22 protein-coding genes are annotated in these 24,137 nt (G+C 57.6%); 12 read left to right on the plus strand and 10 right to left on the minus strand.

All coding sequences use genetic code 11. From position 1 onward, the window contains the following. Nucleotides 1-11: 11 nt before the first annotated feature. Genes QZ766_RS19385 through QZ766_RS19405 form a run of 5 tightly spaced genes read right to left on the minus strand, consistent with a single transcriptional unit; the run spans nt 12 to nt 4,323 of the window. On the minus strand, nt 12-830 hold the full coding sequence (locus QZ766_RS19385; protein WP_297206104.1) for a PTS system mannose/fructose/sorbose family transporter subunit IID: 819 nt from the start codon (nt 828-830) through the stop codon (nt 12-14). After that, nucleotides 830-1,627, minus strand: a complete 798-nt coding sequence (locus tag QZ766_RS19390) for a PTS sugar transporter subunit IIC (RefSeq protein WP_297206107.1) — start codon at nt 1,625-1,627, stop codon at nt 830-832. Before QZ766_RS19390 ends, QZ766_RS19385 begins: the two co-directional genes overlap by 1 nt. A 10-nt stretch (nt 1,628-1,637) precedes the next feature. Next, nucleotides 1,638-2,132 carry a PTS sugar transporter subunit IIB gene (locus QZ766_RS19395; RefSeq protein ID WP_297206111.1) on the minus strand — a complete coding sequence of 165 codons (495 nt, stop codon included), beginning with the start codon at nt 2,130-2,132 and terminating at the stop codon, nt 1,638-1,640. Nucleotides 2,133-2,142: 10 nt separating this feature from the next. Next, the gene (locus tag QZ766_RS19400) at nt 2,143-2,571 is read right to left on the minus strand and encodes a PTS sugar transporter subunit IIA (protein WP_297206113.1); all 429 of its coding nucleotides are present in this window, start codon (nt 2,569-2,571) and stop codon (nt 2,143-2,145) included. Nucleotides 2,572-2,574: 3 nt separating this feature from the next. Further along, on the minus strand, nt 2,575-4,323 hold the full coding sequence (locus QZ766_RS19405) for a class I mannose-6-phosphate isomerase (RefSeq protein ID WP_297206116.1): 1,749 nt from the start codon (nt 4,321-4,323) through the stop codon (nt 2,575-2,577). 187 nt (nt 4,324-4,510) lie between these two features. Here QZ766_RS19405 and QZ766_RS19410 point away from each other — a divergent pair, with 187 nt between their 5' ends. The 12 genes from QZ766_RS19410 (at nt 4,511) to folA (ending at nt 19,760) form a co-directional block, all read left to right on the plus strand. Beyond that, nucleotides 4,511-5,518 (plus strand): LacI family DNA-binding transcriptional regulator, encoded by a 1,008-nt coding sequence (locus tag QZ766_RS19410; protein WP_297206119.1) that lies wholly within the window; start codon nt 4,511-4,513, stop codon nt 5,516-5,518. Between the two features lie 133 nt (nt 5,519-5,651). Continuing rightward, complete coding sequence (gene dapB / locus QZ766_RS19415; protein WP_297206121.1) at nt 5,652-6,473, plus strand: 4-hydroxy-tetrahydrodipicolinate reductase; 822 nt, start codon at nt 5,652-5,654, stop codon at nt 6,471-6,473. A 455-nt stretch (nt 6,474-6,928) separates the two neighbouring features. Further along, nucleotides 6,929-8,077, plus strand: a complete 1,149-nt coding sequence (gene carA, locus QZ766_RS19420; RefSeq protein ID WP_297206124.1) for a glutamine-hydrolyzing carbamoyl-phosphate synthase small subunit — start codon at nt 6,929-6,931, stop codon at nt 8,075-8,077. Nucleotides 8,078-8,138: 61 nt separating this feature from the next. Continuing rightward, nucleotides 8,139-11,363 carry a carbamoyl-phosphate synthase large subunit gene (gene carB / locus QZ766_RS19425; RefSeq protein ID WP_297206126.1) on the plus strand — a complete coding sequence of 1,075 codons (3,225 nt, stop codon included), beginning with the start codon at nt 8,139-8,141 and terminating at the stop codon, nt 11,361-11,363. Between the two features lie 140 nt (nt 11,364-11,503). Further along, nucleotides 11,504-11,737 carry a YgdI/YgdR family lipoprotein gene (locus QZ766_RS19430; RefSeq protein ID WP_297206128.1) on the plus strand — a complete coding sequence of 78 codons (234 nt, stop codon included), beginning with the start codon at nt 11,504-11,506 and terminating at the stop codon, nt 11,735-11,737. A gap of 123 nt (nt 11,738-11,860) precedes the next feature. After that, complete coding sequence (locus QZ766_RS19435) at nt 11,861-14,257, plus strand: DMSO/selenate family reductase complex A subunit (protein WP_297206130.1); 2,397 nt, start codon at nt 11,861-11,863, stop codon at nt 14,255-14,257. After that, nucleotides 14,244-14,873 carry a DMSO/selenate family reductase complex B subunit gene (locus QZ766_RS19440; RefSeq protein ID WP_297206132.1) on the plus strand — a complete coding sequence of 210 codons (630 nt, stop codon included), beginning with the start codon at nt 14,244-14,246 and terminating at the stop codon, nt 14,871-14,873. The genes QZ766_RS19435 and QZ766_RS19440 overlap by 14 nt, the downstream gene beginning before the upstream one ends. After that, the gene (locus QZ766_RS19445) at nt 14,866-15,699 is read left to right on the plus strand and encodes a DmsC/YnfH family molybdoenzyme membrane anchor subunit (RefSeq protein WP_297206134.1); all 834 of its coding nucleotides are present in this window, start codon (nt 14,866-14,868) and stop codon (nt 15,697-15,699) included. Before QZ766_RS19440 ends, QZ766_RS19445 begins: the two co-directional genes overlap by 8 nt. Continuing rightward, on the plus strand, nt 15,699-16,571 hold the full coding sequence (locus QZ766_RS19450; protein ID WP_297206136.1) for a 4Fe-4S binding protein: 873 nt from the start codon (nt 15,699-15,701) through the stop codon (nt 16,569-16,571). The genes QZ766_RS19445 and QZ766_RS19450 overlap by 1 nt, the downstream gene beginning before the upstream one ends. 94 nt (nt 16,572-16,665) lie before the next feature. Then, complete coding sequence (kefF, locus tag QZ766_RS19455; protein WP_297206138.1) at nt 16,666-17,196, plus strand: glutathione-regulated potassium-efflux system oxidoreductase KefF; 531 nt, start codon at nt 16,666-16,668, stop codon at nt 17,194-17,196. Beyond that, the gene (kefC, locus tag QZ766_RS19460; protein ID WP_297206140.1) at nt 17,189-19,054 is read left to right on the plus strand and encodes a glutathione-regulated potassium-efflux system protein KefC; all 1,866 of its coding nucleotides are present in this window, start codon (nt 17,189-17,191) and stop codon (nt 19,052-19,054) included. The genes kefF and kefC overlap by 8 nt, the downstream gene beginning before the upstream one ends. Before the next feature lie 226 nt (nt 19,055-19,280). Further along, entirely contained in the window at nt 19,281-19,760 is a 480-nt protein-coding gene (gene folA, locus QZ766_RS19465) for a type 3 dihydrofolate reductase (protein WP_297206141.1), read from the plus strand. A gap of 41 nt (nt 19,761-19,801) precedes the next feature. Here folA and apaH read toward each other — a convergent pair whose 3' ends face one another. Genes apaH through surA form a run of 5 tightly spaced genes read right to left on the minus strand, consistent with a single transcriptional unit; the run spans nt 19,802 to nt 24,132 of the window. Then, nucleotides 19,802-20,653 (minus strand): bis(5'-nucleosyl)-tetraphosphatase (symmetrical) ApaH, encoded by an 852-nt coding sequence (gene apaH, locus QZ766_RS19470; protein ID WP_297206143.1) that lies wholly within the window; start codon nt 20,651-20,653, stop codon nt 19,802-19,804. A 4-nt stretch (nt 20,654-20,657) separates the two neighbouring features. Next, nucleotides 20,658-21,035, minus strand: coding sequence for a Co2+/Mg2+ efflux protein ApaG (apaG, locus tag QZ766_RS19475; RefSeq protein ID WP_297206145.1), 378 nt, complete (start codon nt 21,033-21,035; stop codon nt 20,658-20,660). Nucleotides 21,036-21,038: 3 nt separating this feature from the next. Then, nucleotides 21,039-21,860, minus strand: a complete 822-nt coding sequence (gene rsmA, locus QZ766_RS19480; protein WP_297206147.1) for a 16S rRNA (adenine(1518)-N(6)/adenine(1519)-N(6))-dimethyltransferase RsmA — start codon at nt 21,858-21,860, stop codon at nt 21,039-21,041. Continuing rightward, on the minus strand, nt 21,857-22,846 hold the full coding sequence (gene pdxA / locus QZ766_RS19485) for a 4-hydroxythreonine-4-phosphate dehydrogenase PdxA (RefSeq protein ID WP_297206149.1): 990 nt from the start codon (nt 22,844-22,846) through the stop codon (nt 21,857-21,859). Before pdxA ends, rsmA begins: the two co-directional genes overlap by 4 nt. Next, nucleotides 22,846-24,132: a peptidylprolyl isomerase SurA gene (surA, locus tag QZ766_RS19490; protein WP_297206150.1), complete on the minus strand. Its 1,287-nt coding sequence runs from the start codon at nt 24,130-24,132 to the stop codon at nt 22,846-22,848. The genes pdxA and surA overlap by 1 nt, the downstream gene beginning before the upstream one ends. Between the last annotated feature and the right edge of the window lie 5 nt (nt 24,133-24,137).

Raw genomic sequence — 24,137 nt, forward strand, 5'->3', positions numbered from 1 at the left:
CGGCGAGTGCATTAGCCTGTAAACAGGCCGCTGGAAACGCCTGCGGCAGCCAGCACCAACAGTAAAACCATCGCTTTTACCGGTGAAACACCGCGTTTTGCCATCAGATACCAGGTCCCAAGCACCACCAGCAATGGTAGAAGCTGTGGGAATATCCCATCCAGCATCTGCTGGACATGAATATTGACGCCATCTTTGGTTATAAACTCCAGCCCGGTGTCCAGTTTTACGTAGCTGGCCGCGACGCCTCCCATAACAAAGACACCCAGCAGCGACAGAGCCTCACGCAGGCGGGTTGATTTGCTGCTGACCAGCATCTCAACCGAACCCGACCCCATCTGATAGCCTTTGAGAAACAGAAACCACGTTCCGGGAAGGATAATAGCCAGCCAGGCGATACAGTAAAACAGAGGCCCTAAGATGTTGCCGCCGGCAGCAAGCGCCATCCCGATACTCAGCAGTATAGGGATAAGCATTCCGGGGATCATTGAGTCGCCGATGCCCGCAATCGGGCCCATCAGGCCGACTTTCAACGTGTTGATTGTTTCGCCATCAATGGGTTCGCCGTTGGCTTTCTTCTCTTCCAGACCGAGCGTCATACCGTTAACGATGGCGCCAATCTGCGGTTCCGTATTGTAAAAGGAAGCGTGGCGGCGCAGCATTTCTTTGCGCTGGTCAGCATCCGGATACAGTTTTTTAGCGACCGGTAGCATACTCAGGCAGAACCCGAACGACTCCAGCCGTTCGAAGCTCATTGAGGATAAATTGTGCATCATCCATGCTCGCCAGCAGCGGCGCAGATCTTTACGGGTTAATTTACGCTCTTCCATCAGAATTCATCCTCATCGTCAGCCACTGTCGCTGACGTTCTCGTCTGCGGCGCTTCCGGCTTGTAGTTATAGTGAATGAGCGACAGCAGGGCGCCAACGATCACCAGAGCGACCATGTTGAGCTTGAGGAACACAATGCATACGAAGCCCACCAGGAAGTAGATCAGCATGGTGTAATCTTTGATTATCTGCTTTAGCAGAATCGCGATGCCCACTGCCGGGAGAATACCGCCCAGCACATTCATGGTGGAGAGAACCACTTTCGGCAGGCTGTCCATAAAACCGCTAATGTACTGGGCGCCAAAGTAGACGGCAATAAAGGTTGGGATAAAGCGCAGCAGGAAGCTGGTGACCTGCGGCCAGACTGCGCTGTTAAGATAAATACCGCGCTCGTCGCCGCGCTCCAGAGCATTATCGGCTCGGTGGTTCCAGAATGAGTTCAGCACCAGCAGGATATTGAACAGAATCGTACCTGCAATACCGATAGTGGCCGCCAGTGCAACCGCAACCTCCGGCCCTTTACCTGAAAGGATGCCCAGCGCGATGGCCGGCCAGGCCACGAAATTCAGGTCGGCAGGCATGGAGCCGCCGGGGGTCACCATTGCGATATACACAGCCTGAACCGCGACGCCTATCATGATCCCGGTTTTGATATCTCCCAACACGAGTCCTACCAGCATGCCCGAGACCAGCGGCCGGGTAATCAGATACCAGCCTCCGCTGATTCCCAGCAGCCAGGGCGTGCCGAGCGCGCCCAGATAGCAGAGTATGCCAATGACTGTTGCTTCAATAATCATCGCCCGTTCCTTATTTTATTTTCTGACGCGCATCCAGCCAGCTGTAGCTGCTGGAATCCGGCACCAGTCTGAATTCAATCTGGTGGCCCTGCGCGCTCAGCCAGTCAAAGGCTTCTCGCTCTTCTGCAGTCACGGACTGGTTAGGACCAATCGTGGTGGTATTTGCGCGAGCGCTCATCGGACCGACATTAATTTTCCCGTTGCTGTTTTCAAGACTGATACCGGCCTGTTCAAGTAGCTGGAGAGTGACGGGCGATTTGCCGATGATGAAGTAGCGTTTTTCACTGGCAATCACCTTTGGTAATTTTTCAATGGCCGTGCGGGTGCTGAATAGCCACACTTTGGTATCTGAAACCGCGCCTTTCATTACCGAGGAGAGTAGTGGGTCGGCAGCAACAGCATCGTCTATCGCCACGATACCATCGCAGGGAAGCTCTTTTGCCCAGCGCGTAACGAGCTGGCCATGAATGACGCGATCGTCAATACGTACAAATGAAATGCTCATAACGGGCTCCTTAAAAATCGTCTGATTCTGTCGTAACGACGGGTGTGGCGTGGACTAACGTAGGCTGCGTAAGCGCCAGCAGCTGCGAGGCCGCTTCTTTTATGTCAGTTAAATCGTGAATATCGTCGGTTTGCAGCAGCATCGGCAGATTGACGCCGCCGAGTACTGCTACTGCCGGTGCCGTTTTCGGGTTAAAGGCATACTGGCAGGCCACGTTCCACGGCGTACCGCTTTGCATGTCGCAGAGCACCAGAACGCCGTCTGCATCCTTTGATGCCGCTTCCAGCGCCTGTGCAAAGTCGCGTTTGAAACCTTCGATACCAGTTTCTCCCGTCAGCGTCACCGCACAGCAGTGGGGTAGCGCGCCGTAGACCATGACGGCGCTTTCCAGCATGGCTTTTGCCATTGGTCCGTGAGAGGCCACAATAATGTTGATCATCGCTTATCCCCTTACCCAGGCTTTCACGGTAGCCAGTTGCTGACCAACGCCTTTGCCCCACGGCGTAATTCGATATTCGCCAACGGCAGCTGGAATAATGAAAGTTTCCGCATAGTGGACAACAAAAGGTTCAAACGAGCCGGTAGGGCTTTCGACCCGGGCCTCCGCGCCCTCAACCAGGTTCAACACGTTAACGCCGCCTCCTGTGTGGTGAGTCACTGGTGCGGTAAACCAGTGTCGGCGAGTTTCGATAAACTCCCGCTCGTGCAGACCGGTACGCTCTTCCCGCCAGCCTTCACCTTCATCCACGGGCTCAATGTGGTTGACCAAATGCTGGTGAACCCACTGCGTATCTCTTTGCCAGTCGATAACCTGTTCTCCGTGATCGAGATGCACCGGACGAGGCTGGCCATCGAGGCCGAGACGTTCCCAGTCCCACAGCTTGAAGGTGAAAATGTAGGGGGTTGCGCTAATCTCCAGCACCATCGTGCCGCTCCCGGAGCAGTGCACCGTACCGGCGGGGATCAAAAAGTGATCGTGCTTGCGGGCCGGGATCTGGTTAACAAAGCGGGCATCATCAAATGCCTTTTCGCCGCGCGCGGCCTGGCGAAGATCGTCAAGCATGGCCTGAGGCTCGGTACCTGTTTTTGTGCCTAGATACACCACCGCATCCGGTTCGGCATCAAGGATGTAGTAGCTCTCATCCTGGGTGTAGTGCATACCGAACTGCTGCTGGATATAGTCGGTCAAAGGGTGGACCTGAAAGCTCAGGTTTTGCCCTCCGATGGTATCCAGGAAGTCAAAGCGGATAGGGAATTCTGAGCCAAAGCGAGCATGCACCTTTTCCCCCAACAGTTCGCGAGGGTGTAAAAGCACCAGATCCAGAGAGGGGATCTCGACCCGCACATCGCCAAACCGCATCAGCAGGCTGTTTTCCTCGGGCACGCAGTCGAAACACCATGCGTAGTTTGGTTTTGTGGGATCGAGATCGAATTTTTCTTTCATCCATTGGCCACCCCAGACGCCGGGGTCGAAGAATGGGACCACGCGGAAGGGGCGCTGAGCCGCTTGTTCTAGCCCGGCACGTAGCGCTGAACCGCTAATCATGGATGGCGCATGGGCCAAAGTCGTGTCCAGCAGGAAGTCACAGCGTGCGAGGAGCGGCGTTTTATGGCGATCGAAAACCCGCCATTCAATGAAAAAAGCACGTTTATAGCGGCGCAGGATATCTTCCTGTTGGTTGTTCACGCCCCAGTTGCCGAGCTCTCCCTGACGCATTCGCTGCTGAATCTCCCAACGGGGCATATCGGCATAAACCAGTACGTCACCGGGATGAACGAGGGCTGCACCGGATCCATAAATAATCACCAATCCTTCAGGAATATCGGTAACTTGCTGACGCAATGCGTCCAGTTTTTCGGCATTAAAAAACTCGTGCAGCTGGTGGCATGAGAGTACGCCAAATACCCGATCGTCAGTCAGGTTACGTGCAAGCATAGTGTGGATGGCTTCTTCATTGCGTCGCGCGCTTTCAGCATTTATTAACAGCGCTGGCTTAAACTGACTCAGAAGATATTGTTCAAGTTCTGCCAGCCGCACGCCCGGATAGCAGTCGATAGTCAGTACTGTCTTTGCTGCTCCGGTAACCTTGCTGGTGAGGGCTGAAAAGGTGGCGTCCCAGCCACAAAAAGCCTGATGGTTATACCCCTTTACAGAAATTACAGGGAATTTGTCATAGGAAGTTGTTGTCATTTTCTTTCTCCATGTTGTTATTTTTAGCTTAATCGATTAACCGATGTGTATCAGCTTGGTTAACGCGATTAACCTGACAAAACAGAGTGAAATAGGGCGTTTTGATGGGAGACTGTGAAGTTCCTCACAGGGAAATGTGCAAATTGAAGGTTATTCGATTAATCTAAAAACGAAATGAGGAGGGATGATGACTACAGTAACTCTGGCGCAGGTGGCTGAACGTGCGGGTGTATCAACCGCAACAGTTTCCATGGTCCTGCGAAATCGCGGACGAATATCTCAGGCAACCCGGGAAAGAGTTCTTAAAGCGCTCGATGACTCGGGTTATGTCTATAACCAGACTGCAGCTAATCTGCGTAACCGAAGCAGTAATCAGGTTGGCCTTCTGCTGCATGATATTACGAACCCCTTTTACAGCGAGATGACTGCCGGGCTAAGCCATGAAATGGAGCGCCACGATCTGCTGCTGTTTCTGGCCAACAGCGAGGAGTCGGAAGAGCGGCAGCAGAAATTTCTCGATTCCCTGATGCGTAATAGCGCCTGCGGCATGGTGCTCTGCGCGGCACGCAAAACGCCTCAGGCTTTTTTTGAAAGTCTAAAGCGGCGCAAAATTCCCGCAATCATGGTTGTGCGCCCGCTCAGCGACCCTGATTTCGATTTTGTAGGGACGGACAACTTCCTCGGTACGCAGATGGCAACGGCTCATTTACTCAAGCTGGGGCACCACAATATTGCGTTTATCGGCGGCAGCCAGAGCTCGGGAACCCGGGCGCAGCGAATTGGCGGCTTTACCAGCAAACTGCTTGAGCACGGGATTTCCCCGGACTCGCGCTGGCTCGTGACCTGTCAGGCTTCACAAAGCGATGGTGCGCGCGTGGCGGAGGCCCTTTTTAGCGCCTTTCCGCAGATAACTGCTGCTGTATGCTATCAAGATGTTGTTGCACTCGGTGTGATGCAGGCTCTGCGTAAAATGGATCGCGACGTGGGGCGGGATTTTTCCCTGGTTGGCTTTGATGACATAACGGAGGCTGCACTGGTACAGCCGGGGCTAACCACCATTTCGGTTGCGGCAAAAGAGATAGGCCGTAAAGCAGGAGAGCTGCTGTATAGCAGAATTCAGGGTAATGATGAGCCGCCCAAGCGCATTATCTTACCGCCGGCGCTGGTGATTCGGGAATCATGCGGTTTTCGCTAATCGCCTATGCCTTTTACTGATATTACTGCCGGTGTAACAGTAAATTCTAATTATGAACGCATTGGAGTAGCGGGCACCGCCGGTGCTGGTTACTCTGAATTCGATTAACACTATTTTAACCAAGAGAATAGATATGCAAGATGGACACATCCGCGTCGCCATTGCGGGCGCGGGCGGACGTATGGGGCGCCAGCTAATTCAGGCTGCCGCGCAGCTTGACGGCGTGGTGCTGGGCGCGGCGCTGGAACGTGAAGGATCGTCGCTGGTTGGCGTCGACGCCGGCGAGCTGGCCGGTATTCCGGCCACCGGTGTTACGGTGCAGAGCAGTCTTGAGGCAATCAAAGATGACTTCGACATCTTTATTGATTTTACCCGCCCGGAAGGAACGCTGAACCACCTGGCGTTCTGCCGCGCGCACGGCAAAGGCATGGTGATTGGCACCACCGGCTTTGACGATGCGGGTAAGCAGGCTATTCGTAACGCAGCGGAAGACATCGCCATCGTCTTCGCGGCCAACTTTAGCGTCGGCGTTAACGTCATGCTGCGGCTGCTGGAGAAAGCCGCGAAGGTAATGGGCGACTATACCGACATTGAGATTATTGAAGCGCACCACCGGCACAAAGTGGATGCGCCGTCGGGCACCGCGCTGGCGATGGGCGAGGCCATTGCCGGTGCGCTGGATAAAGATCTCAGCGAGTGTGCGGTCTACAGCAGGGAAGGGCACACCGGCGAGCGCGTGCCCGGCACTATCGGCTTTGCCACCGTCCGCGCCGGCGACATCGTGGGCGAGCATACCGCCATGTTTGCAGATATCGGCGAGCGCGTTGAAATTACCCACAAAGCCTCCAGCCGCATGACGTTTGCCAATGGCGCAGTAAAATCCGCACTATGGTTAAAATCAAAAAATAATGGTCTTTTTGATATGAAAGATGTGCTCGATCTTCATAGTTTATAGCAACTTTAACGCTTCGTGATGTGGTTGTGGCAGTCGTTATTGTATTGATTGCAAAGGGCAATAATTTATTGCCCTTTAATTTTATTCCTTTTAGTTTATTTTTATGCTTAAGTCCTTGTTAACATGTTTTTTATAGCGTAATTGCGTTGCGATAATGTGAATTTTGACCATCTGGTCTACTTTTTCCGGCAATGAGGACTTGATTTTCACTTTTGAGGCAGCGCAAGCGTTTACCATCGCCATTTAAAATGTGTTTTTACGCTCTATTGGTGTCTTGAACTGTTAGTTGCCTATAATAATAGTAAAAACCCCCGCTTTACGTTGACTTTTAGCTGGCAGATCTCCAGAATGCCGCCGTTTGCCGAAAATTCGCGGGCAGCAGATTTGCATTGATTCATGTCATAGAAGTGAATTAATATGCAAATAAACCGAGTGAATATTCTCTGGAGGATGTTTTGATTAAGTCAGCGCTTTTGGTTCTGGAAGACGGAACCCAGTTTCACGGTCGGGCCATCGGGGCTACGGGCACGGCGGTTGGGGAAGTCGTTTTCAATACCTCAATGACCGGTTATCAAGAAATTCTCACCGATCCCTCCTACTCCCGCCAAATCGTCACTCTCACCTATCCCCATATTGGTAATGTCGGCACCAACGCCGCCGATGAAGAGTCTTCTCAGGTACACGCACAGGGTCTGGTTATTCGTGACCTGCCGCTGATTGCCAGCAACTACCGCTCAACCGAAGACCTCTCCACCTATCTCAAGCGCCATAACATCGTGGCAATTGCCGACATTGATACCCGCAAGCTGACGCGCCTGCTGCGCGAGAAAGGCGCGCAAAACGGCTGCATTATCGCCGGTGATAATCCGGATGCCGCGCTGGCGCTGGAAAAGGCCAAAGCCTTTCCGGGCCTGAACGGTATGGATCTGGCAAAAGAAGTCACCACCGCAGAGCGATACAGCTGGACCCAGGGAAGCTGGACGCTGGAAGGCGAGCTGCCGGAAGCGACTAAAGAAGACCAGCTGCCATTCCACGTGGTGGCCTACGATTACGGCGCCAAGCGCAACATTCTGCGCATGCTGGTGGATCGCGGCTGCCGCCTGACGGTGGTTCCGGCGAAGACCCCGGCGGAAGACGTGCTGAAGATGAATCCGGACGGCATTTTCCTCTCCAACGGCCCCGGCGATCCGGCACCCTGCGATTACGCCATTAGCGCGATTCAGTCTTTCCTCGAAACCGATATTCCGGTATTCGGCATTTGCCTCGGCCACCAGCTGCTGGCGCTGGCCAGCGGCGCGAAAACTGTGAAGATGAAGTTTGGCCACCACGGCGGCAACCATCCGGTTAAAGATATCGACAATAACGTGGTGATGATCACCGCCCAGAACCACGGTTTTGCGGTTGATGAGGCGTCGATGCCGGCGAACCTGCGCGTAACCCACAAGTCGCTATTCGACGGCACGCTGCAAGGCATTCACCGCACCGACAAGCCGGCCTTTAGCTTCCAGGGCCACCCGGAAGCAAGCCCGGGTCCGCACGACGCCGCGCCGCTGTTTGACCATTTTATCGAACTTATTGAGCTGTACCGTAAGACCGCTAAATAATCAGAACCTGTTTATGCCCTGCTGCGCTCAGGAATAAACAGGTTCTCCGGAGAAAGAAGCTATGCCAAAACGTACAGACATAAAAAGCATCCTGATCCTCGGTGCTGGCCCGATCGTTATCGGCCAGGCCTGCGAATTTGACTACTCCGGCGCTCAGGCCTGTAAAGCCCTGCGCGAGGAGGGCTACCGCGTCATCCTGGTGAACTCAAACCCGGCCACCATCATGACCGACCCGGAAATGGCTGATGCGACCTATATTGAGCCGATCCACTGGGAAGTAGTGCGTAAAATCATTGAAAAAGAGCGCCCGGACGCGGTGCTGCCAACCATGGGCGGACAGACGGCGCTGAACTGCGCGCTGGAGCTGGAGCGTCAGGGCGTACTGGAAGAGTTCGGCGTTACTATGATTGGCGCAACTGCCGATGCCATTGATAAAGCCGAAGATCGCCGCCGCTTTGACGTGGCGATGAAGAAAATCGGTCTCGACACCGCCCGCTCCGGCATCGCGCACACCATGGAAGAGGCGCTGGCGGTAGCAGCCGACGTCGGCTTCCCGTGCATTATTCGCCCCTCCTTTACCATGGGTGGCACCGGCGGCGGTATCGCCTACAACCGCGAAGAGTTTGAAGAGATTTGCGAGCGCGGTCTGGACCTTTCCCCGACCAACGAGCTGCTGATTGACGAATCGCTGATCGGCTGGAAAGAGTACGAGATGGAAGTGGTTCGCGATAAGAACGACAACTGCATCATCGTCTGCTCTATTGAAAACTTCGACGCGATGGGCATTCACACCGGCGACTCCATTACCGTGGCTCCGGCCCAGACCCTGACCGACAAAGAGTATCAAATCATGCGTAACGCCTCGATGGCGGTACTGCGTGAAATCGGCGTCGAAACCGGCGGCTCTAACGTGCAGTTCTCGGTGAACCCGAAAACCGGACGCCTGATCGTTATCGAGATGAACCCGCGCGTCTCCCGCTCTTCCGCACTGGCCTCTAAAGCGACCGGCTTCCCGATTGCTAAAGTCGCGGCCAAGCTGGCGGTAGGTTATACCCTCGACGAGCTGATGAACGACATCACCGGCGGCCGCACCCCGGCCTCTTTTGAGCCGTCTATCGACTACGTCGTCACTAAAATCCCGCGCTTTAACTTCGAAAAATTCGTGGGCGCCAACGACCGCCTGACCACCCAGATGAAATCCGTGGGTGAAGTGATGGCGATTGGCCGCACCCAGCAGGAATCGCTGCAAAAAGCGCTGCGCGGTCTGGAAGTGGGTGCCACCGGCTTTGATCCAAAAGTGAGCCTCGACGATCCGGAAGCGCTGACCAAAATTCGCCGCGAGCTGAAAGACGCGGGCGCAGAGCGTATCTGGTACATCGCCGATGCGTTCCGCGCGGGGTTGTCGGTCGACGGCGTGTTCAACCTGACCAACGTCGACCGCTGGTTCCTGGTGCAGATTGAAGAGCTGGTGCGCCTGGAAGAAAAAGTGGCCGAGGTGGGCATTAACGGCCTTAATGCCGACTTCCTGCGCCAGCTGAAGCGCAAAGGCTTTGCCGACGCGCGTCTGGCGAAGCTGGCGGGCGTGCGCGAAGCGGAGATCCGCAAGCTGCGCGACCAGTACGACCTGCATCCGGTCTACAAGCGCGTGGATACCTGCGCGGCGGAGTTTGCTACCGATACCGCCTACATGTACTCCACCTATGAAGACGAGTGCGAGGCCAATCCGTCCGTTGACCGCGACAAAATCATGGTGCTCGGCGGTGGCCCGAACCGCATCGGCCAGGGGATTGAGTTCGACTACTGCTGCGTTCACGCCTCGCTGGCGCTGCGCGAAGACGGTTACGAGACCATTATGGTCAACTGCAACCCGGAAACTGTCTCCACCGACTACGATACGTCCGACCGCCTGTACTTTGAGCCGGTGACGCTGGAAGACGTGCTGGAAATCGTGCGCATTGAGAAGCCGAAGGGCGTTATCGTGCAGTACGGCGGCCAGACGCCGCTGAAGCTTGCCCGCGCTCTGGAAGCCGCCGGTGTGCCGGTTATCGGCACCAGCCCGGACGCCATTGACCGCGCCGAAGACCGCGAGCGCTTCCAGCAGGCGGTGGACCGCCTCAAGCTCAAGCAGCCGGCCAACGCCACCGTCACCGCCATTGAGCAGGCGGTTGAGAAGGCTAAAGAGATTGGCTATCCGCTGGTGGTGCGCCCCTCCTACGTGCTGGGCGGCCGGGCGATGGAAATCGTCTATGACGAAATCGACCTTCGCCGCTACTTCCAGACCGCGGTCAGCGTCTCCAACGACGCGCCGGTGCTGCTGGATCGCTTCCTTGACGACGCGGTTGAGGTGGACGTTGACGCCATCTGCGACGGCGAAAGAGTGGTGATTGGCGGCATTATGGAGCATATCGAGCAGGCAGGGGTTCACTCTGGCGACTCGGCGTGTTCGCTGCCGGCTTATACCCTGAGCCAGGAGATCCAGGACGTGATGCGCCAGCAGGTGCAGAAGCTGGCCTTCGAGCTGCAGGTGCGCGGCCTGATGAACGTCCAGTTCGCGGTGAAAGATAACGAAGTTTACCTGATAGAAGTTAACCCGCGCGCCGCGCGTACCGTGCCGTTCGTTTCCAAAGCCACCGGCGTGCCGCTGGCGAAAGTGGCGGCGCGCGTGATGGCAGGCCAGACGCTGGCGCAGCAGGGCGTGACCGAAGAGATTATCCCGCCGTACTACTCGGTCAAAGAAGTGGTGCTGCCCTTCAACAAATTCCCGGGCGTTGATCCACTGCTGGGGCCGGAAATGCGCTCTACCGGGGAAGTGATGGGCGTGGGCCGCACTTTTGCCGAAGCGTTTGCCAAAGCACAGCTCGGCAGCAGCTCAACCATGAAAAAATCGGGTCGCGCGCTGCTGTCGGTGCGCGAAGGCGATAAAGAGCGGGTGGTGGATCTGGCGGCTAAGCTGCTCAAGCAGGGCTTTGAGCTGGACGCTACCCACGGCACGGCGGTGGTGCTCGGCGAAGCCGGCATTAACCCGCGTCTGGTGAACAAGGTGCATGAAGGCCGCCCGCACATTCAGGACCGCATCAAGAATGGCGAGTACACCTACATCATCAACACCACCGCGGGCCGCCAGGCTATTGAGGACTCCCGGGTGATCCGCCGCAGTGCCCTGCAGTACAAGGTGCACTACGACACCACGCTGAACGGCGGCTTCGCCACCGCGATGGCGCTCAATGCGGATGCAACCGAGCAGGTTATCTCCGTGCAGGAAATGCACGCCCGCATCGGCAAATAAGCCCCCGGCCCGGCGGTGAATCGCCGCCGGGCTTTCTTCTATCTCCTTCAGAGTCTTCTGCTTTTTAATCCCTCCCTGGCGTATTAGCCTACGCTTAACGCTCAAACAAAAATTTTTTACTGTTAAGCAGGGAGATAACAATGCGTAATAAACTTCTGACCAGCACTATTTTTGCCGCTGCCGCACTGTTTACCGTTGTGGGCTGTTCCTCTAATCAGGCGGTGAAAACCAGCGACGGCAAAACCATTGTCACTGACGGCAAGCCGGAAGTAGATAATGATACCGGGCTGGTCTCTTATGAAAATGCCGAAACCGGCAAAACCGAGCAGATTAACCGTAACCAGGTTAAATCCATGAGCGAGCTGGATAACTAAATGCTCTCTGCAGCGGCCTCGGCCGCTGCATCCGGCAACTCTGTTGCAACGCTCTTTGACGCATATCAAATGTAATTATTTAGGGGTAGGTAACAATCGCGCTCTTCTTACTGGAGAGCAATTATGGAAGACCCCAAAAAAGAGAAAAACGGAACTGCGTTTCCCCTTTCAAGGCGTAATGCCTTAAAAGCAGGATCTTTACTGCTAACCCTGCCTTTTTCATCAATAAAAGCCAGCCGCGCTGCCGATAGTGCGCAGTCTGCCCCTGCGGTGCAGCCGCTGCCGGCGGAACGCGTCGTGGCGACCTGCAGCACCTTTGACTGCGGCGGTAAATGCGATATCCGGGCCCACGTCGCCGGGGGCGTAGTGACACGTATCACCACCCGTCCTGATGATGCGCTGGATCCCGATATGCCTATCATGCGCGCCTGCGTGCGCGGGCGAGGCTACCGCAAGTTCGTCTATCATCCCGATCGCCTGAAATACCCAATGAAGCGCGTGGGCAAGCGCGGGGAAGGCAAGTTCGAGCGCATCAGCTGGGACGAAGCCACGACGTTGATTGCCGACAACCTCAAGCGCATCACGGCGAAATACGGCCCTGAATCCCGCTTCATGCATAACAATACCGCCACCAGCGGCGGCGCGTTCTCCGGCGACGGCATGATGAAGCGGCTGCTGAACCTGACCGGCGGCTATCTGCCCTATTACCACTCCGTCAGCCTCGGCAATACCGCTGCCGCCACACCCTACACCTACGGCGTTGCCGCCAGCGGCAGTTCGCTGGATACCCTGAAAGACACGCCGCTGGTGATCCTCTGGGGACACAACCCAACCGAAACCATTTTTGGCCACACTAACCACTATTTTCAGCAGATGAAGCAGAACGGCACGCGCTTTATCGTGGTGGATCCGCGCTACTCCGATACCGTCTCCTCGCTGGCCGATGAGTGGATCCCACTGCTGCCCACCACCGATAACGCGCTGATGGATGCGATGATGTATGTGATCATCAGCGAAAATCTGCACGATAAAGCGTTTATCGATCGCTACACGCTGGGCTTTGACGAAAGCAGCATGCCCGCGGGCGTGGCGGAGAATGAGTCGCTGGTCGCCTGGCTGATGGGCAAAAAAGACGGCATCGTTAAAACGCCGGAGTGGGCGGAAAAAATCACCCACGTTCCGGCCCAGACGATCCGCCAGCTGGCGCGGGATTACGCCACCACCAAACCGGCAGCGCTGATCCAGGGCTGGGGGCCGCAGCGCCACAACTGCGGCGAGCGCACCGCCCGCGGATCGACGCTGCTGGCGACCATCACCGGCAACGTCGGCGTGAAGGGCGGCTGGGCCGCCGGCTACGGCGGATGCGGCAACCGCAAGTTCACCACCGGCGTTGAGACGCTGGAGAACCCGGTGAAAGAGAAGATCTCAATCATGAACTGGGTGCAGGCGGCGGACGACGCCAGCAAAGTTACCCCGGAAGATGGCCTGGTCGGTGCCGATAAGCTCAAAAGCAATATCCGCATTTTGTTTTCACTGGCGGGAAACTACCTGGCAAACCAGAACCCGGACGTTCACCAGGCCGTGAAGGTGCTGGAAGACGAGAGCAAAATTGAATTTATCGTGGTCAGCGATCTGTACATGAGTCCCAGCGCGAAGTACGCCGATGTGCTGCTGCCTGAAACCAGCTTTATGGAGCGCTGGAATATTGGCGAGAGCTGGGGTACCGGAAGCTACCTGATCCTTTCTGAGAAGCTGATCGAGCCGGAATTTGAGCGGCGCAGCGATTATGAGTGGCAGCGCGAGGTGGCCGCCAAGCTCGGCGTTGAGGCGGCGTTCAGCGAAGGCCGTGATGAAAAGCAGTGGGTTGAGCATATCTGGGAAAACAGCCGCAAAGCCATGCCGGGCGAGAATCTGCCGACCTTTGCCGAACTGCAGGTTACGCGCCGTCATCTGTTCAAAAGCGCTCCGCTGGTGGCTTTTGAGGACAACATTCGCGATCCCGATAATCATCCTTTCCCCACGCCATCCGGAAAAATCGAAATTTTCTCAAAGCGGCTTTACGACATGCAGCACCCGGAGATCCCGGCGCTGTCGCACTACGTGCCGGCCCACGAAGGCCCGGAAGATCCGCTGGTGCAGAAATATCCGCTGCAGCTGATCACCTGGAAAGGAAAAAATCGCGCCAACTCCACCCAGTACGCCAACCCGTGGCTGCAGGAAGTGCAGACTCAGAAGCTGTGGATTAATCCTGACGACGCGCAAAAGCGCGGCATTCGCCAGGGCGACAGCGTGCGCATCCATAACGATCGCGGCATCAGCGTTATCCCGGCGGAGGTGACGCCGCGCATTATGCCGGGCGTCGTCGCCATGCAGGCGGGGGCCTGGTGGCAGCCGGACGAGCAGGGTATCGATCGCGGCGGCTGCGCCAACGTGCTCAGTTCTGCAAGAATTACGGCGCTGGCGAAAGGGAATTCTCATCAAACCATGCTGGTGGAGGTAGTGAAGCATGAGTCAGTTTAAAGAATATGCGCCGGTCAGCGATAAGCAGCTCGGTTTTTATATCGACTCCTCCCGCTGTTCCGGGTGCAAAGCCTGCCAGGTGGCCTGTAAGGATAAAAATAACCTTGAGGTCGGCCAGCGCTTTCGCCGGGTGTACGAAGTGACCGGCGGCGGGTTTGTCGCCACCGGGCAGGGCGGCGTGAAGAACAACGTGTTTGCCTACACGCTCTCTATCTCCTGTAACCACTGTGCGGATCCGATTTGTACTAAAAATTGCCCGACCACCGCGATGCACAAGCGCCCCGGCGACGGCATTGTCAGGGTCAACACCGACAAATGCGTGGGCTGCGGCTACTGCGCGTGGTCGTGCCCCTACGGTGCGCCCCAGCTCGACGAGCGCACCGGGCAGATGTCGAAGTGCGATTTCTGCGTGGATTTACAGGCTCGGGGTGAACAGCCCATCTGTGTCGCAACCTGCCCGCTGGGCGCAATTAAGTTTGGTCCGGTGGACGAGCTGCGCGCGAAGTATGGAACGCTGTGTGACGTCAAGGGATTACCCGATTCGGCGATTACCCATCCTAGCCTGGTGATAACCCCGCATCAGGGCGCCGAAAAAGAGGAGAAGCATCATGCATGAGTGGCCGCTGCTTATATTTACCCTGCTGCTTCAGGGCAGCGTCGGGCTAACGCTGATGCTGACATTTGCGCTGTGCGCCGACAGGCGGCGTTTTAACCGCCGGGTGCTGACGACGCAAAACGTGATGCAGACGCTGTGGGTAATTTGCATCATGGGAGGGCTGGGACTTCTGGCGTCGGTATTCCACCTGGGCTATCCGCTCAACGCTTTTAACGCGCTGCGCCACGTCAGCAGCTCCTGGCTCAGCCGGGAGATCGTTTTTGCCAGCCTGTTTCTCGGCTGTGCGGGATTTGGCCTGCTGCTGGGGCTGTTCAAGGCCGGGCTGTGGCGCGGGCTGGTTCCGCTGGCGCTGCTGGCCGGGCTTATCGATGTCTACTGCATGGGGGCTATTTACATGCACACGTCCGTGGTGACGTGGATGCATGTGAACACCGCCATTATGTTCTTTGGATCGGTGGCCATTGTGGGGCCGGTGCTGGGCGTTGCGCTGCTGCCTGCGGAGGCGATTAAAAAGGCCTCTTTGTTGACGTGGGGGCCGGTTATCGCCATCACCGCAGTTGCGGTGCGCCTGCTGGCGCAGCCTTCCCTGATGGCGTGGCTGAACGAGGCCGCTATGAGCGATGCGCTGACGTTCCCGCACCAGCCGCTGGCGGCTTTCAGCGCCAGCGCCTCGTTGCGCCTGACCGGCTGGTGCCTGTCGGTTGCGGGCGCGCTGCTGTTTGCCTGCGGCGGCTTTAAAGCCCGGCGCGGCTGGCTGATAGCAGGCGGCGCGCTGCTACTGCTGGCGGAAGTGCTGCTGCGCTTTACCTTCTTCAGCATCCGTTAATGCGGCGTTTTTCTCTGTCAGACTCCCCACCGCCGCCGGCGGTGGGCGAGGCCTGCGTCCATCGGCTATACCCGCGTGCGGACTGCCGGGCCTGCATGGATGCCTGTCCCTGCGACGCGATAACTGAGAGCGCGTCCGGCGCTGATATTGACGACGAGCGCTGCCTGCGCTGCGGGCGCTGCCTGTATGTCTGCCCCACCCAGGCGCTGGTGAATATCCCGCCGCCGCTGCGCCACTATCGTTCCGGCCTGCTGGTGGCCCCTTTTTCTCCACTGCCGCCCGAGGTTAGCGAGCTGCTGATCTGGCACGCGCAGTATCACATTCGCGGGGTTGAAATGCTGTCCGATGAGCATCCGCTGTGGATGCTGGCAGTGGCTACCCTGAATATTGAACTGGCCGCGCTCGAAGAACCGGGCTGGCGGATAGTGCCGCCGCCGGAGGCGCAGGTTAACATCGGTCTGCGGCACCTGCTTTCCGCCGGACAGGCGGCAAGCCGCTCTGCGGCTGTTGCGGGCAGCAGCGGCGAAGCGCGGCAGGCGTTCCCGGCCTTTAGCCGGTTTACACCTCAGCTCGATACGGAGCGCTGCCTGCTGTGCGGCGCCTGTGCCCGGGCCTGTCCACAGCAGGCGCTGGTGCAGTTGCCTCAGCAGTTCAGCCTTGAGCCCGCGCGCTGCAGCGGATGCGGTATTTGCGCCGCAGTATGTCCCGCAGAGGCGATTGAGGTAACTGCTGGTATAAGGCCTGCCGAAGTCGTGCAACACGCCACTGAGCCGGCGCGCTGCACAGACTGCAGCCGGTCTTTTTCCCGCTGGCCGGCTCAGGGCTCCCGCTGCCCGCTGTGTGAAAAGCATCCCTACGGCATGCGCGGTTAACCGCGGCTCTTTCCCTCACGGGTCAGACTTCCTTTTCGTTTTTTTCTACAATCAGATACTCTTAATGTGAAATAACTCTCATTAAGAGTCCTTTATGATTTTAATTATTTATGCTCATCCTTATTCGCAGCACTCGCACGCGAACAAGCGCATGATTGAACAGGCAAAGGAAATTGACGGCGTTGAAGTGCGTTCCCTTTATCAGCGCTATCCGGATTTTAATATCGACGTTGCCGCCGAGCAGGAGGCACTTTCCCGCGCCGATCTGATCGTCTGGCAGCATCCAATGCAGTGGTACAGCGTGCCTCCGCTGCTGAAGCTGTGGATCGACAAAGTGCTCTCTCACGGCTGGGCCTACGGCCACGGCGGCACTGCGCTGCATGGCAAAAGTCTGCTTTGGGCGGTAACCACCGGCGGCAGCGAACATCATTTCGAGATCGGGCAGTTTCCCGGATTTGACGTGCTGGCTCAGCCGCTGCAGTCCACGGCAATTTACTGCGGCATGACGTGGCTCCCGCCTTTCGTGATGCACGATACTTTTGTGTGCGACGATGAAACTTTGATGGCAAAAGCGCGCCGCTACCGGCAAACACTGATTGAATGGCAGGAGACGCATCATGGATAGCCATACGCTGATACAGGCGCTAATTTATCTCGGTTCCGCCGCCCTGATCGTGCCAATCGCTATGCGGCTTGGGCTGGGTTCCGTGCTCGGCTACCTTATTGCCGGCTGCATTATCGGGCCCTGGGGGCTGCGTCTGGTAACCGATGCGGAAGCTATTTTGCACTTTGCCGAAATCGGCGTGGTGCTGATGCTCTTTGTTATTGGGCTGGAGCTCGATCCCAAGCGGCTGTGGAAGCTGCGGGTGTCGGTATTCGGCGGTGGGCTGCTGCAGATGGTGCTCTGCGGCGCGGCCATCGGCGGGTTCTGCATTCTGCTGGGGCTCGACTGGAAGATTGCCGAGCTTATCGGCATGACGCTGGCGCTCTCCTCCACGGCGATTGCGATGCAGGCGATGAACGAGCGCAACCTGACCACCTCCCAAATCGGGCGCAGCACCTTCGCGGTGCTGCTGTTTCAGGATATCGCCGCCATTCCGCTGGTGGCGATGATCCCGCTGCTGGCCGCCAGCGGCGCGTCAACCTCGCTGACCGTATTTGCGCTCTCCGCGGCGAAAGTGGCGGGCGCGCTGGTGCTGGTTGTCCTGCTGGGCCGCTACGTCACGCGTCCGGTGCTGCGCTTTGTGGCCCGCTCCGGGCTGCGGGAAGTGTTCAGCGCCGTAGCGCTGTTCCTGGTGTTCGGTTTTGGCCTGCTGCTTGAAGAGGTTGGACTGTCGATGGCGATGGGCGCCTTCCTGGCCGGCGTGCTGCTGGCAAGCTCCGAATACCGCCATGCGCTGGAAAGCGATATTGAGCCTTTCAAAGGGCTGCTGCTGGGACTGTTCTTTATCGGCGTGGGAATGTCTGTGGACTTCGGCACGCTGGTGAATCACCCGCTGCGGATCCTGATTCTGCTGGCCGGTTTCCTGGTGATTAAATTCATCATGCTGTGGCTGATTGCGCGCCCGCTGGGCGTGCCGAAAGCGCAGCGCCGCCTGTTTGCCGCCCTGCTCGGTCAGGGCAGCGAGTTTGCTTTTGTCGTGTTCGGCGCGGCGCAGATGGCGAAGGTCATCGACAGCGACTGGGCGAAAGCCCTGACGCTGGCCGTGGCGCTGTCAATGGCGGCCACGCCGCTGCTGCTGGTGCTGCTGTCGCGGATGGAAAAAGCCTCCAGCGGCCAGGCCCGCGAAGCCGATGAAATAGACGAAGAGCAGCCGCGGGTGATCGTGGCCGGTTTTGGCCGCTACGGCCAGATTGTTGGCCGCCTGCTGCTGGCCAACGGCGTCAAGATGGTCATCCTCGACCACGATCCGGATCACGTGGATACCCTGCGCAAATTTGAGATGAAGGTCTTTTACGGCGATGCAACCCGCGCGGATCTGCTGGAGTCCGCCGGTGCGGCGAAAGCCGAAGTGCTGATCAACGCCATTGACGATCCGAAAGTCAGCCTTGAGCTGACCGAGGCGGCTAAAGAACACTTCCCGAACCTCGAGATTATCGCCCGCGCCCGCGATGTCGAGCACTACATTCAGCTGCGGCACGCCGGGGTGAAAGCGGCTGAACGTGAAACCTTCGAGGGCGCGCTCAAGTCGGGCCGCATGGCGCTGGAGACGCTGGGGCTGGGCGCCTACGAGGCGCGCGAGCGGGCCGATATGTTCCGCCACTTCAACGTCAGGATGGTGGAGGACATGGTAGATGCGTCCGAAAACGATGAAGCTTCGTTTGCTGCGGCGATCAAACGCACCAGCGCCATGCTGACCGGCATCATTAACGAAGACCGCAGCAAGCTTTCGGTGGTTCGCGAGCACGGCTGGCAGGGTACGGAAGAGGGCGTGCACAGCGGAAATCTTGCTGACGAGCCGGAAACAAAACCGTCTGCATAACCGGAACTTAGCGGCGGGGTAATATTTTTTCGTTTTCTTTACGCATCCGGGAGTTGACGAGAGATTATCCTTTCCGTATATACACGTCATCATTCAGGCCGCCTTTATGGCGGCCTTCGTAATCCTGGGCGCCGCGTGCGCCGCAGGCCTGTTTCTGCCGCTGCGTCAGTCCAACCCGAATGAGTTGATGTGCTGCGGCGGCCAATTGTTATCCGGGATACTTTCAATGATCAGTTTGATTGCGGCACTCGCGGTCGATCGCGTAATTGGTATGGAGAATGCCATGCCCTGGGATCTGCCTGCCGACCTCGCCTGGTTTAAACGCAACACCCTAAACAAGCCGGTAATTATGGGGCGCCTGACCTGGGAATCCATCGGGCGTCCGCTGCCGGGACGTAAAAATATCGTGATTAGCCGCCAGCCGGGCAGCGACGATCGCGTGCAGTGGGTCAGCTCCGTTGACGAAGCGATTGCCGCCTGCGGCGATGCGGAAGAGGTGATGGTGATTGGCGGGGGGCGCGTCTACGAGCAGTTTCTGCCGAAGGCTCAGCGCCTGTATCTGACGCACATTGATGCGGAAGTGGAGGGCGATACCCATTTTCCGGATTACGATCCCGATCAGTGGGAATCTACTTTCAGCGAGTTTCACGACGCCGACGAGTCCAACTCGCACAGCTACTGCTTCGAAATTCTGGAACGGCGCTAGTACTATCCCGGCCGCGCGGCGCGCTGCCGGGAAAACCGCGGTCAGGACGCCGCGGCTTCCTCTTCTTCCCCTAAATCCAGCTGACGGTTCGAGGGCTGCACGAAGTAGGCTTTGTCTTCCCAGCGCAGGCAGGTAAGATTGCCGCCCCAGCAGCAGCCGGTATCCAGCGCGTAGATGCCTTCCGGCGCGCCTTTACCTTCCAGCGATGCCCAGTGGCCAAACGCAATGCTGTATGCTTTCGATACCGGGCCGGGAATTAAAAACCACGGCTTCAGCGGCGCAGGCGCGTCTTCCGGCGGCTCTTTGCTGTACATATCCAGCTGTCCGTTAGGGAAGCAGTAGCGCATGCGGGTAAAGGCGTTAGAGATAAAGCGCAGGCGGGCGAGGCCGGAGAGCTCTTCTGACCAGTGGTTGGGCAGATCGCCGTACATGGCGTCGAGGAAGAATGGATAGGAGTCGCTGCGCAGCACGGCTTCCACGTCGCGGGCGCAGCGCTCGGCGGTAGGCAAATCCCACTGTGGCGTAATGCCGGCGTGGGCCATCACCAGCTTTTTCTCTTCATCTACCTGCAGCAGCGGCTGGCGGCGCAGCCAGTTGAGCAGCTCGTCCGCGTCAGGAGCCTCAAGCAGCGGCGTAAGCCGGTCTTTGGGCTTATTACGGCTGATGCCGGCAAATACGGCCAGCAGGTGAAGATCGTGATTTCCCAGCACGATGCGCGCGCTGTCGCCCAGCGATTTTACGTAGCGCAAAACTTCAAGAGAGGCCGGGCCCCGGGCGACCAGATCGCCGGTCAGCCACAGGCAGTCCTCGCCGGGGGTGAAATGCACCTGTTCGAGCAGCGCGATCAGCTCGTCGTAGCAGCCGTGGATATCGCCAATAAGGTAAGTAGCCATGAGATCAGTGAATTAGTGCTGGCACAGCCAGACGGAAAACGGGGATATCAATGCTGAACGGGTTGCCGTCAGCATCAATCATGTCGTAATGGCCCTGCATGGTGCCCAGCGGCGTTTCCAGCACTGCGCCGCTGGTGTACTGATATTCGTTGCCGGGCTCAATGTGCGGCTGAACGCCGACTACGCCTTCACCCTGAACTTCCGTTTCGCGGCCGTTGCCGTTAGTGATAAGCCAGTAGCGTCCCAGCAGCTGAACAGGATGTCGTCCAAGATTGCGGATGGTTACGGTATACGAAAAAACGTAACGCTCTTCATCCGGTGCGGACTGCGCCTCAATATAGACGCTCTGCACCTGAACACACACGCGGGGCGCATTAATCATGATTTAGCTCTCCTTCGGGGAAGCATGCTCAGAAATCCAGTTTGCCAGCTGGCAGTATTGCGCCACGGAGATGTTTTCTGCCCGCAGGCCCGGGTCGATGCCCAGCTCCGTCAGCACGTCAACGGTAAACACGTTACCGAGGCTGTTGCGGATAGTCTTGCGGCGCTGGTTAAAGGCTTCGGTGGTGATACGGCTCAGCACCCGAAGATCTTTCACCTCATGCGGCATTACCGCGTGGGGCACCAGGCGAACCACGGCAGAGTCAACTTTGGGCGGCGGCGTAAATGCCGTCGGCGGCACTTCGAGCACCGGGATAACCTGGCAGTAATACTGCGCCATGACGCTTAATCGACCATACGCCTTACTGTTCGGCCCTGCAACCAGGCGATTGACCACCTCTTTTTGCAGCATAAAGTGCATGTCGGCAATGGCATCAGTATAGCTAAACAGATGAAACATCAGCGGGGTAGAGATGTTGTAGGGCAGGTTGCCGAACACGCGCAGCGGCTGGCCAATTTCTCTGGAGAGCGCGCCAAAATCCATGGTCATCGCATCTTGCTGATAAATAGTCAGCTTCGGCCCGAGAAACGGATGGGTTTTCAGGCGGGCGGCCAGATCGCGGTCCAGCTCAATGACGGTCATTTCGTCAAGGCGTTCGCCGACTGGCTCGGTGAGGGCGGCAAGGCCCGGACCGATTTCGACCATCGCCTGGCCTTTCTGTGGGTTAATTGCAGAAACGATGCTGTCGATCACAAATTGATCGTTGAGAAAGTTTTGCCCGAAGCGTTTACGGGCGAGGTGGCCCTGATGGACTCGATTATTCATTGAGAGTTAGCGATCATTTTGATGGCGAGATTAAGCGCCGTAATAAAACTGCCGACGTTCGCTTCGCCGCGGCCCGCCAGTTCGAGAGCGGTGCCGTGGTCAACGGACGTGCGGATAAAGGGCAAGCCGAGGGTGATATTTACCGCGCGACCAAAGCCCTGGTATTTTAGCACGGGCAGGCCCTGATCGTGGTACATCGCGAGCACTGCGTCGGCATCCTTGAGGTATTTAGGCTGAAACAGCGTGTCTGCAGGCAGCGGGCCGGTGAGATTCATCCCCTGCGCGCGTAAGGCGTCCAGCACCGGAATAATCGTCTCTATCTCTTCCATGCCCATGTGGCCGCCTTCACCGGCATGCGGATTGAGGCCACACACCAGCACGCGGGGCTGCGCAATGCCGAATTTAGTTTGCAGGTCGTGATGCAGGATGCCGATTACCTCGTGCAGCAGGGCAGGGGTAATCGCCTCGCTCACGGCCTTCAGGGGAAGGTGGGTGGTTGCCAGCGCGACCCGCAGCTCCTCGGTTGCCAGCATCATGACCACTTTTGCGGAGCCGGTGCGCTCCTCGAAGAACTCGGTGTGTCCGGTGAAGGGGATGCCGGCATCGTTGATAATGCTTTTCTGCACCGGGCCGGTTATCAGGGCGGCAAACTCGCCGCCGGCTGCACCGTCGCAGGCGCGGGCCAGGGTTTCAACGACGTAAGGGGCATTCAGTACGTTGAGCCTGCCGGGCTCCTCGGGCGTATTCAGCGCCACCGGCAGCAGGGTCAGCGTGCCCGCGCGCTGTGGCAGGGGCGGTTCATCGGGATCGTAGTTCAGGAGGGTTAACGGCAAACCGAGCATTGCTGCCCGGTTTTTTAGAAGCGTGCCGTCTGCGCAGACGACCAGTTCGGCGGGCCAGTCCTGCTGTGCCAGCTGGACCACCAGGTCGGGACCAATCCCGGCGGGTTCGCCGGGAGTGATGACTACACGAAACGGTTTGATCATTAGTTACTCAGGATTTTTACGTAAGCGCTGGCGCGCTGTTCCTGCATCCAGGTCGCCGCTTCTTCCGCAAATTTGCGGTTCATCAGCATGCGGTAGGCGCGATCTTTCTGCGCGGCGTCGGTGCGGTCAACTTTACGCGTGTCCATCAGCTGAATCAGGTGCCAGCCGAAAGAAGAGTGAACCGGGCCGCTCATCTGGCCTTTGCTCAGCTTCAGCAGCGCGTCGCGGAAAGCCGGATCGTACATATCCGGGGTTCCCCAGCCCAGATCGCCGCCCTGGTTTGCAGAGCCCGGATCCTGAGACAGTTCTTTCGCCGCTTTATCAAAGGTGGTTTTGCCGCTCTTAATATCGGCTGCAACCTGCTCCAGCTTGGCGCGCGCCTGGTCATCGGTCATGATCGGCGACGGCTTCAGCAGAATGTGGCGAGCGTGAACTTCGGTAACCGCGATACTCTGCGACTGACCGCGCAGGTCGTTTACCTTAATAATGTGGAAACCAACGCCGGAGCGGATTGGGCCAATCACGTCACCTTTTTTCGCCGTAGTCAGCGCCTGCGCAAAGATTGATGGCAGTTCCTGAATGCGGCCCCAGCCCATCTGGCCGCCTTTCAGCGCCTGCTGGTCTGCGGAGTAGGTAATTGCCAGCTTGCCAAAGTCGGTGCCGTTGCGGGCCTGATCGATAATCGAGCGGGCGGTGCTTTCGGCTTCGCTAACCTGATCTGCGGTCGGGTTTTCCGGCAGCGGGATCAGGATGTGGCTCAGGTTCAGCTCGGTGCTGGCATCGTTCTGATTGCCAATCTGCTTCGCCAGGGCATCAACTTCCTGCGGCAGCACGCTGATGCGGCGGCGCACTTCGTTGTTGCGCACTTCGGAGATAAGCATCTCCTGGCGGATCTGCTTGCGGTAGCTGTTGTAGTTCATGCCGTCGTAAGCGATGCGGCTGCGCATCTGATCGAGGGTCATGTTGTTCTGCTTGGCGATGTTGGCAATGGCATCGTCGAGCTGATCATCGGAGACCGTGACGCCCATTTTCTGCCCCATCTGCAGAATAATCTGATCCATGATCAGCTTATCCAGAATCTGATGGCGCAGAGTCGCGTCGTCGGGCAGCTGCTGGCCGGACTGGCCCGCGCTGCTCTTAACGGATTGCATCATCCCATCGACGTCGCTTTCCAGTACGACACCGTTGTTGACCACGGCGGCGACTTTATCGACAACCTGCGGTGCAGCGTAGCTGACGTTCGCAGCCATAGCGATACCGAGAAGCAGCGTTTTCCAGTTCTTCATACTCT

Source organism: uncultured Pluralibacter sp., from assembly GCF_913775985.1.
Classification (GTDB): domain Bacteria; phylum Pseudomonadota; class Gammaproteobacteria; order Enterobacterales; family Enterobacteriaceae; genus Pluralibacter.

Bases quoted from the DNA above. Each gene is read 5' to 3' on its own strand.
- carB (WP_297206126.1), top strand. From the start codon at position 8,139: ATGCCAAAACGTACAGACATAAAAAGCATCCTGATCCTCGGTGCTGGC.
- QZ766_RS19390 (WP_297206107.1), bottom strand. From the start codon at position 1,627: ATGATTATTGAAGCAACAGTCATTGGCATACTCTGCTATCTGGGCGCG.
- QZ766_RS19410 (WP_297206119.1), top strand. From the start codon at position 4,511: ATGACTACAGTAACTCTGGCGCAGGTGGCTGAACGTGCGGGTGTATCA.
- kefC (WP_297206140.1), top strand. From the start codon at position 17,189: ATGGATAGCCATACGCTGATACAGGCGCTAATTTATCTCGGTTCCGCC.
- QZ766_RS19395 (WP_297206111.1), bottom strand. From the start codon at position 2,132: ATGAGCATTTCATTTGTACGTATTGACGATCGCGTCATTCATGGCCAG.
- surA (WP_297206150.1), bottom strand. From the start codon at position 24,132: ATGAAGAACTGGAAAACGCTGCTTCTCGGTATCGCTATGGCTGCGAAC.
- kefF (WP_297206138.1), top strand. From the start codon at position 16,666: ATGATTTTAATTATTTATGCTCATCCTTATTCGCAGCACTCGCACGCG.
- rsmA (WP_297206147.1), bottom strand. From the start codon at position 21,860: ATGAATAATCGAGTCCATCAGGGCCACCTCGCCCGTAAACGCTTCGGG.
- QZ766_RS19385 (WP_297206104.1), bottom strand. From the start codon at position 830: ATGGAAGAGCGTAAATTAACCCGTAAAGATCTGCGCCGCTGCTGGCGA.
- QZ766_RS19405 (WP_297206116.1), bottom strand. From the start codon at position 4,323: ATGACAACAACTTCCTATGACAAATTCCCTGTAATTTCTGTAAAGGGG.
- pdxA (WP_297206149.1), bottom strand. From the start codon at position 22,846: ATGATCAAACCGTTTCGTGTAGTCATCACTCCCGGCGAACCCGCCGGG.
- folA (WP_297206141.1), top strand. From the start codon at position 19,281: ATGATCAGTTTGATTGCGGCACTCGCGGTCGATCGCGTAATTGGTATG.
- QZ766_RS19435 (WP_297206130.1), top strand. From the start codon at position 11,861: ATGGAAGACCCCAAAAAAGAGAAAAACGGAACTGCGTTTCCCCTTTCA.
- QZ766_RS19440 (WP_297206132.1), top strand. From the start codon at position 14,244: ATGAGTCAGTTTAAAGAATATGCGCCGGTCAGCGATAAGCAGCTCGGT.
- apaH (WP_297206143.1), bottom strand. From the start codon at position 20,653: ATGGCTACTTACCTTATTGGCGATATCCACGGCTGCTACGACGAGCTG.
- QZ766_RS19430 (WP_297206128.1), top strand. From the start codon at position 11,504: ATGCGTAATAAACTTCTGACCAGCACTATTTTTGCCGCTGCCGCACTG.
- QZ766_RS19450 (WP_297206136.1), top strand. From the start codon at position 15,699: ATGCGGCGTTTTTCTCTGTCAGACTCCCCACCGCCGCCGGCGGTGGGC.
- apaG (WP_297206145.1), bottom strand. From the start codon at position 21,035: ATGATTAATGCGCCCCGCGTGTGTGTTCAGGTGCAGAGCGTCTATATT.
- dapB (WP_297206121.1), top strand. From the start codon at position 5,652: ATGCAAGATGGACACATCCGCGTCGCCATTGCGGGCGCGGGCGGACGT.
- QZ766_RS19445 (WP_297206134.1), top strand. From the start codon at position 14,866: ATGCATGAGTGGCCGCTGCTTATATTTACCCTGCTGCTTCAGGGCAGC.
- QZ766_RS19400 (WP_297206113.1), bottom strand. From the start codon at position 2,571: ATGATCAACATTATTGTGGCCTCTCACGGACCAATGGCAAAAGCCATG.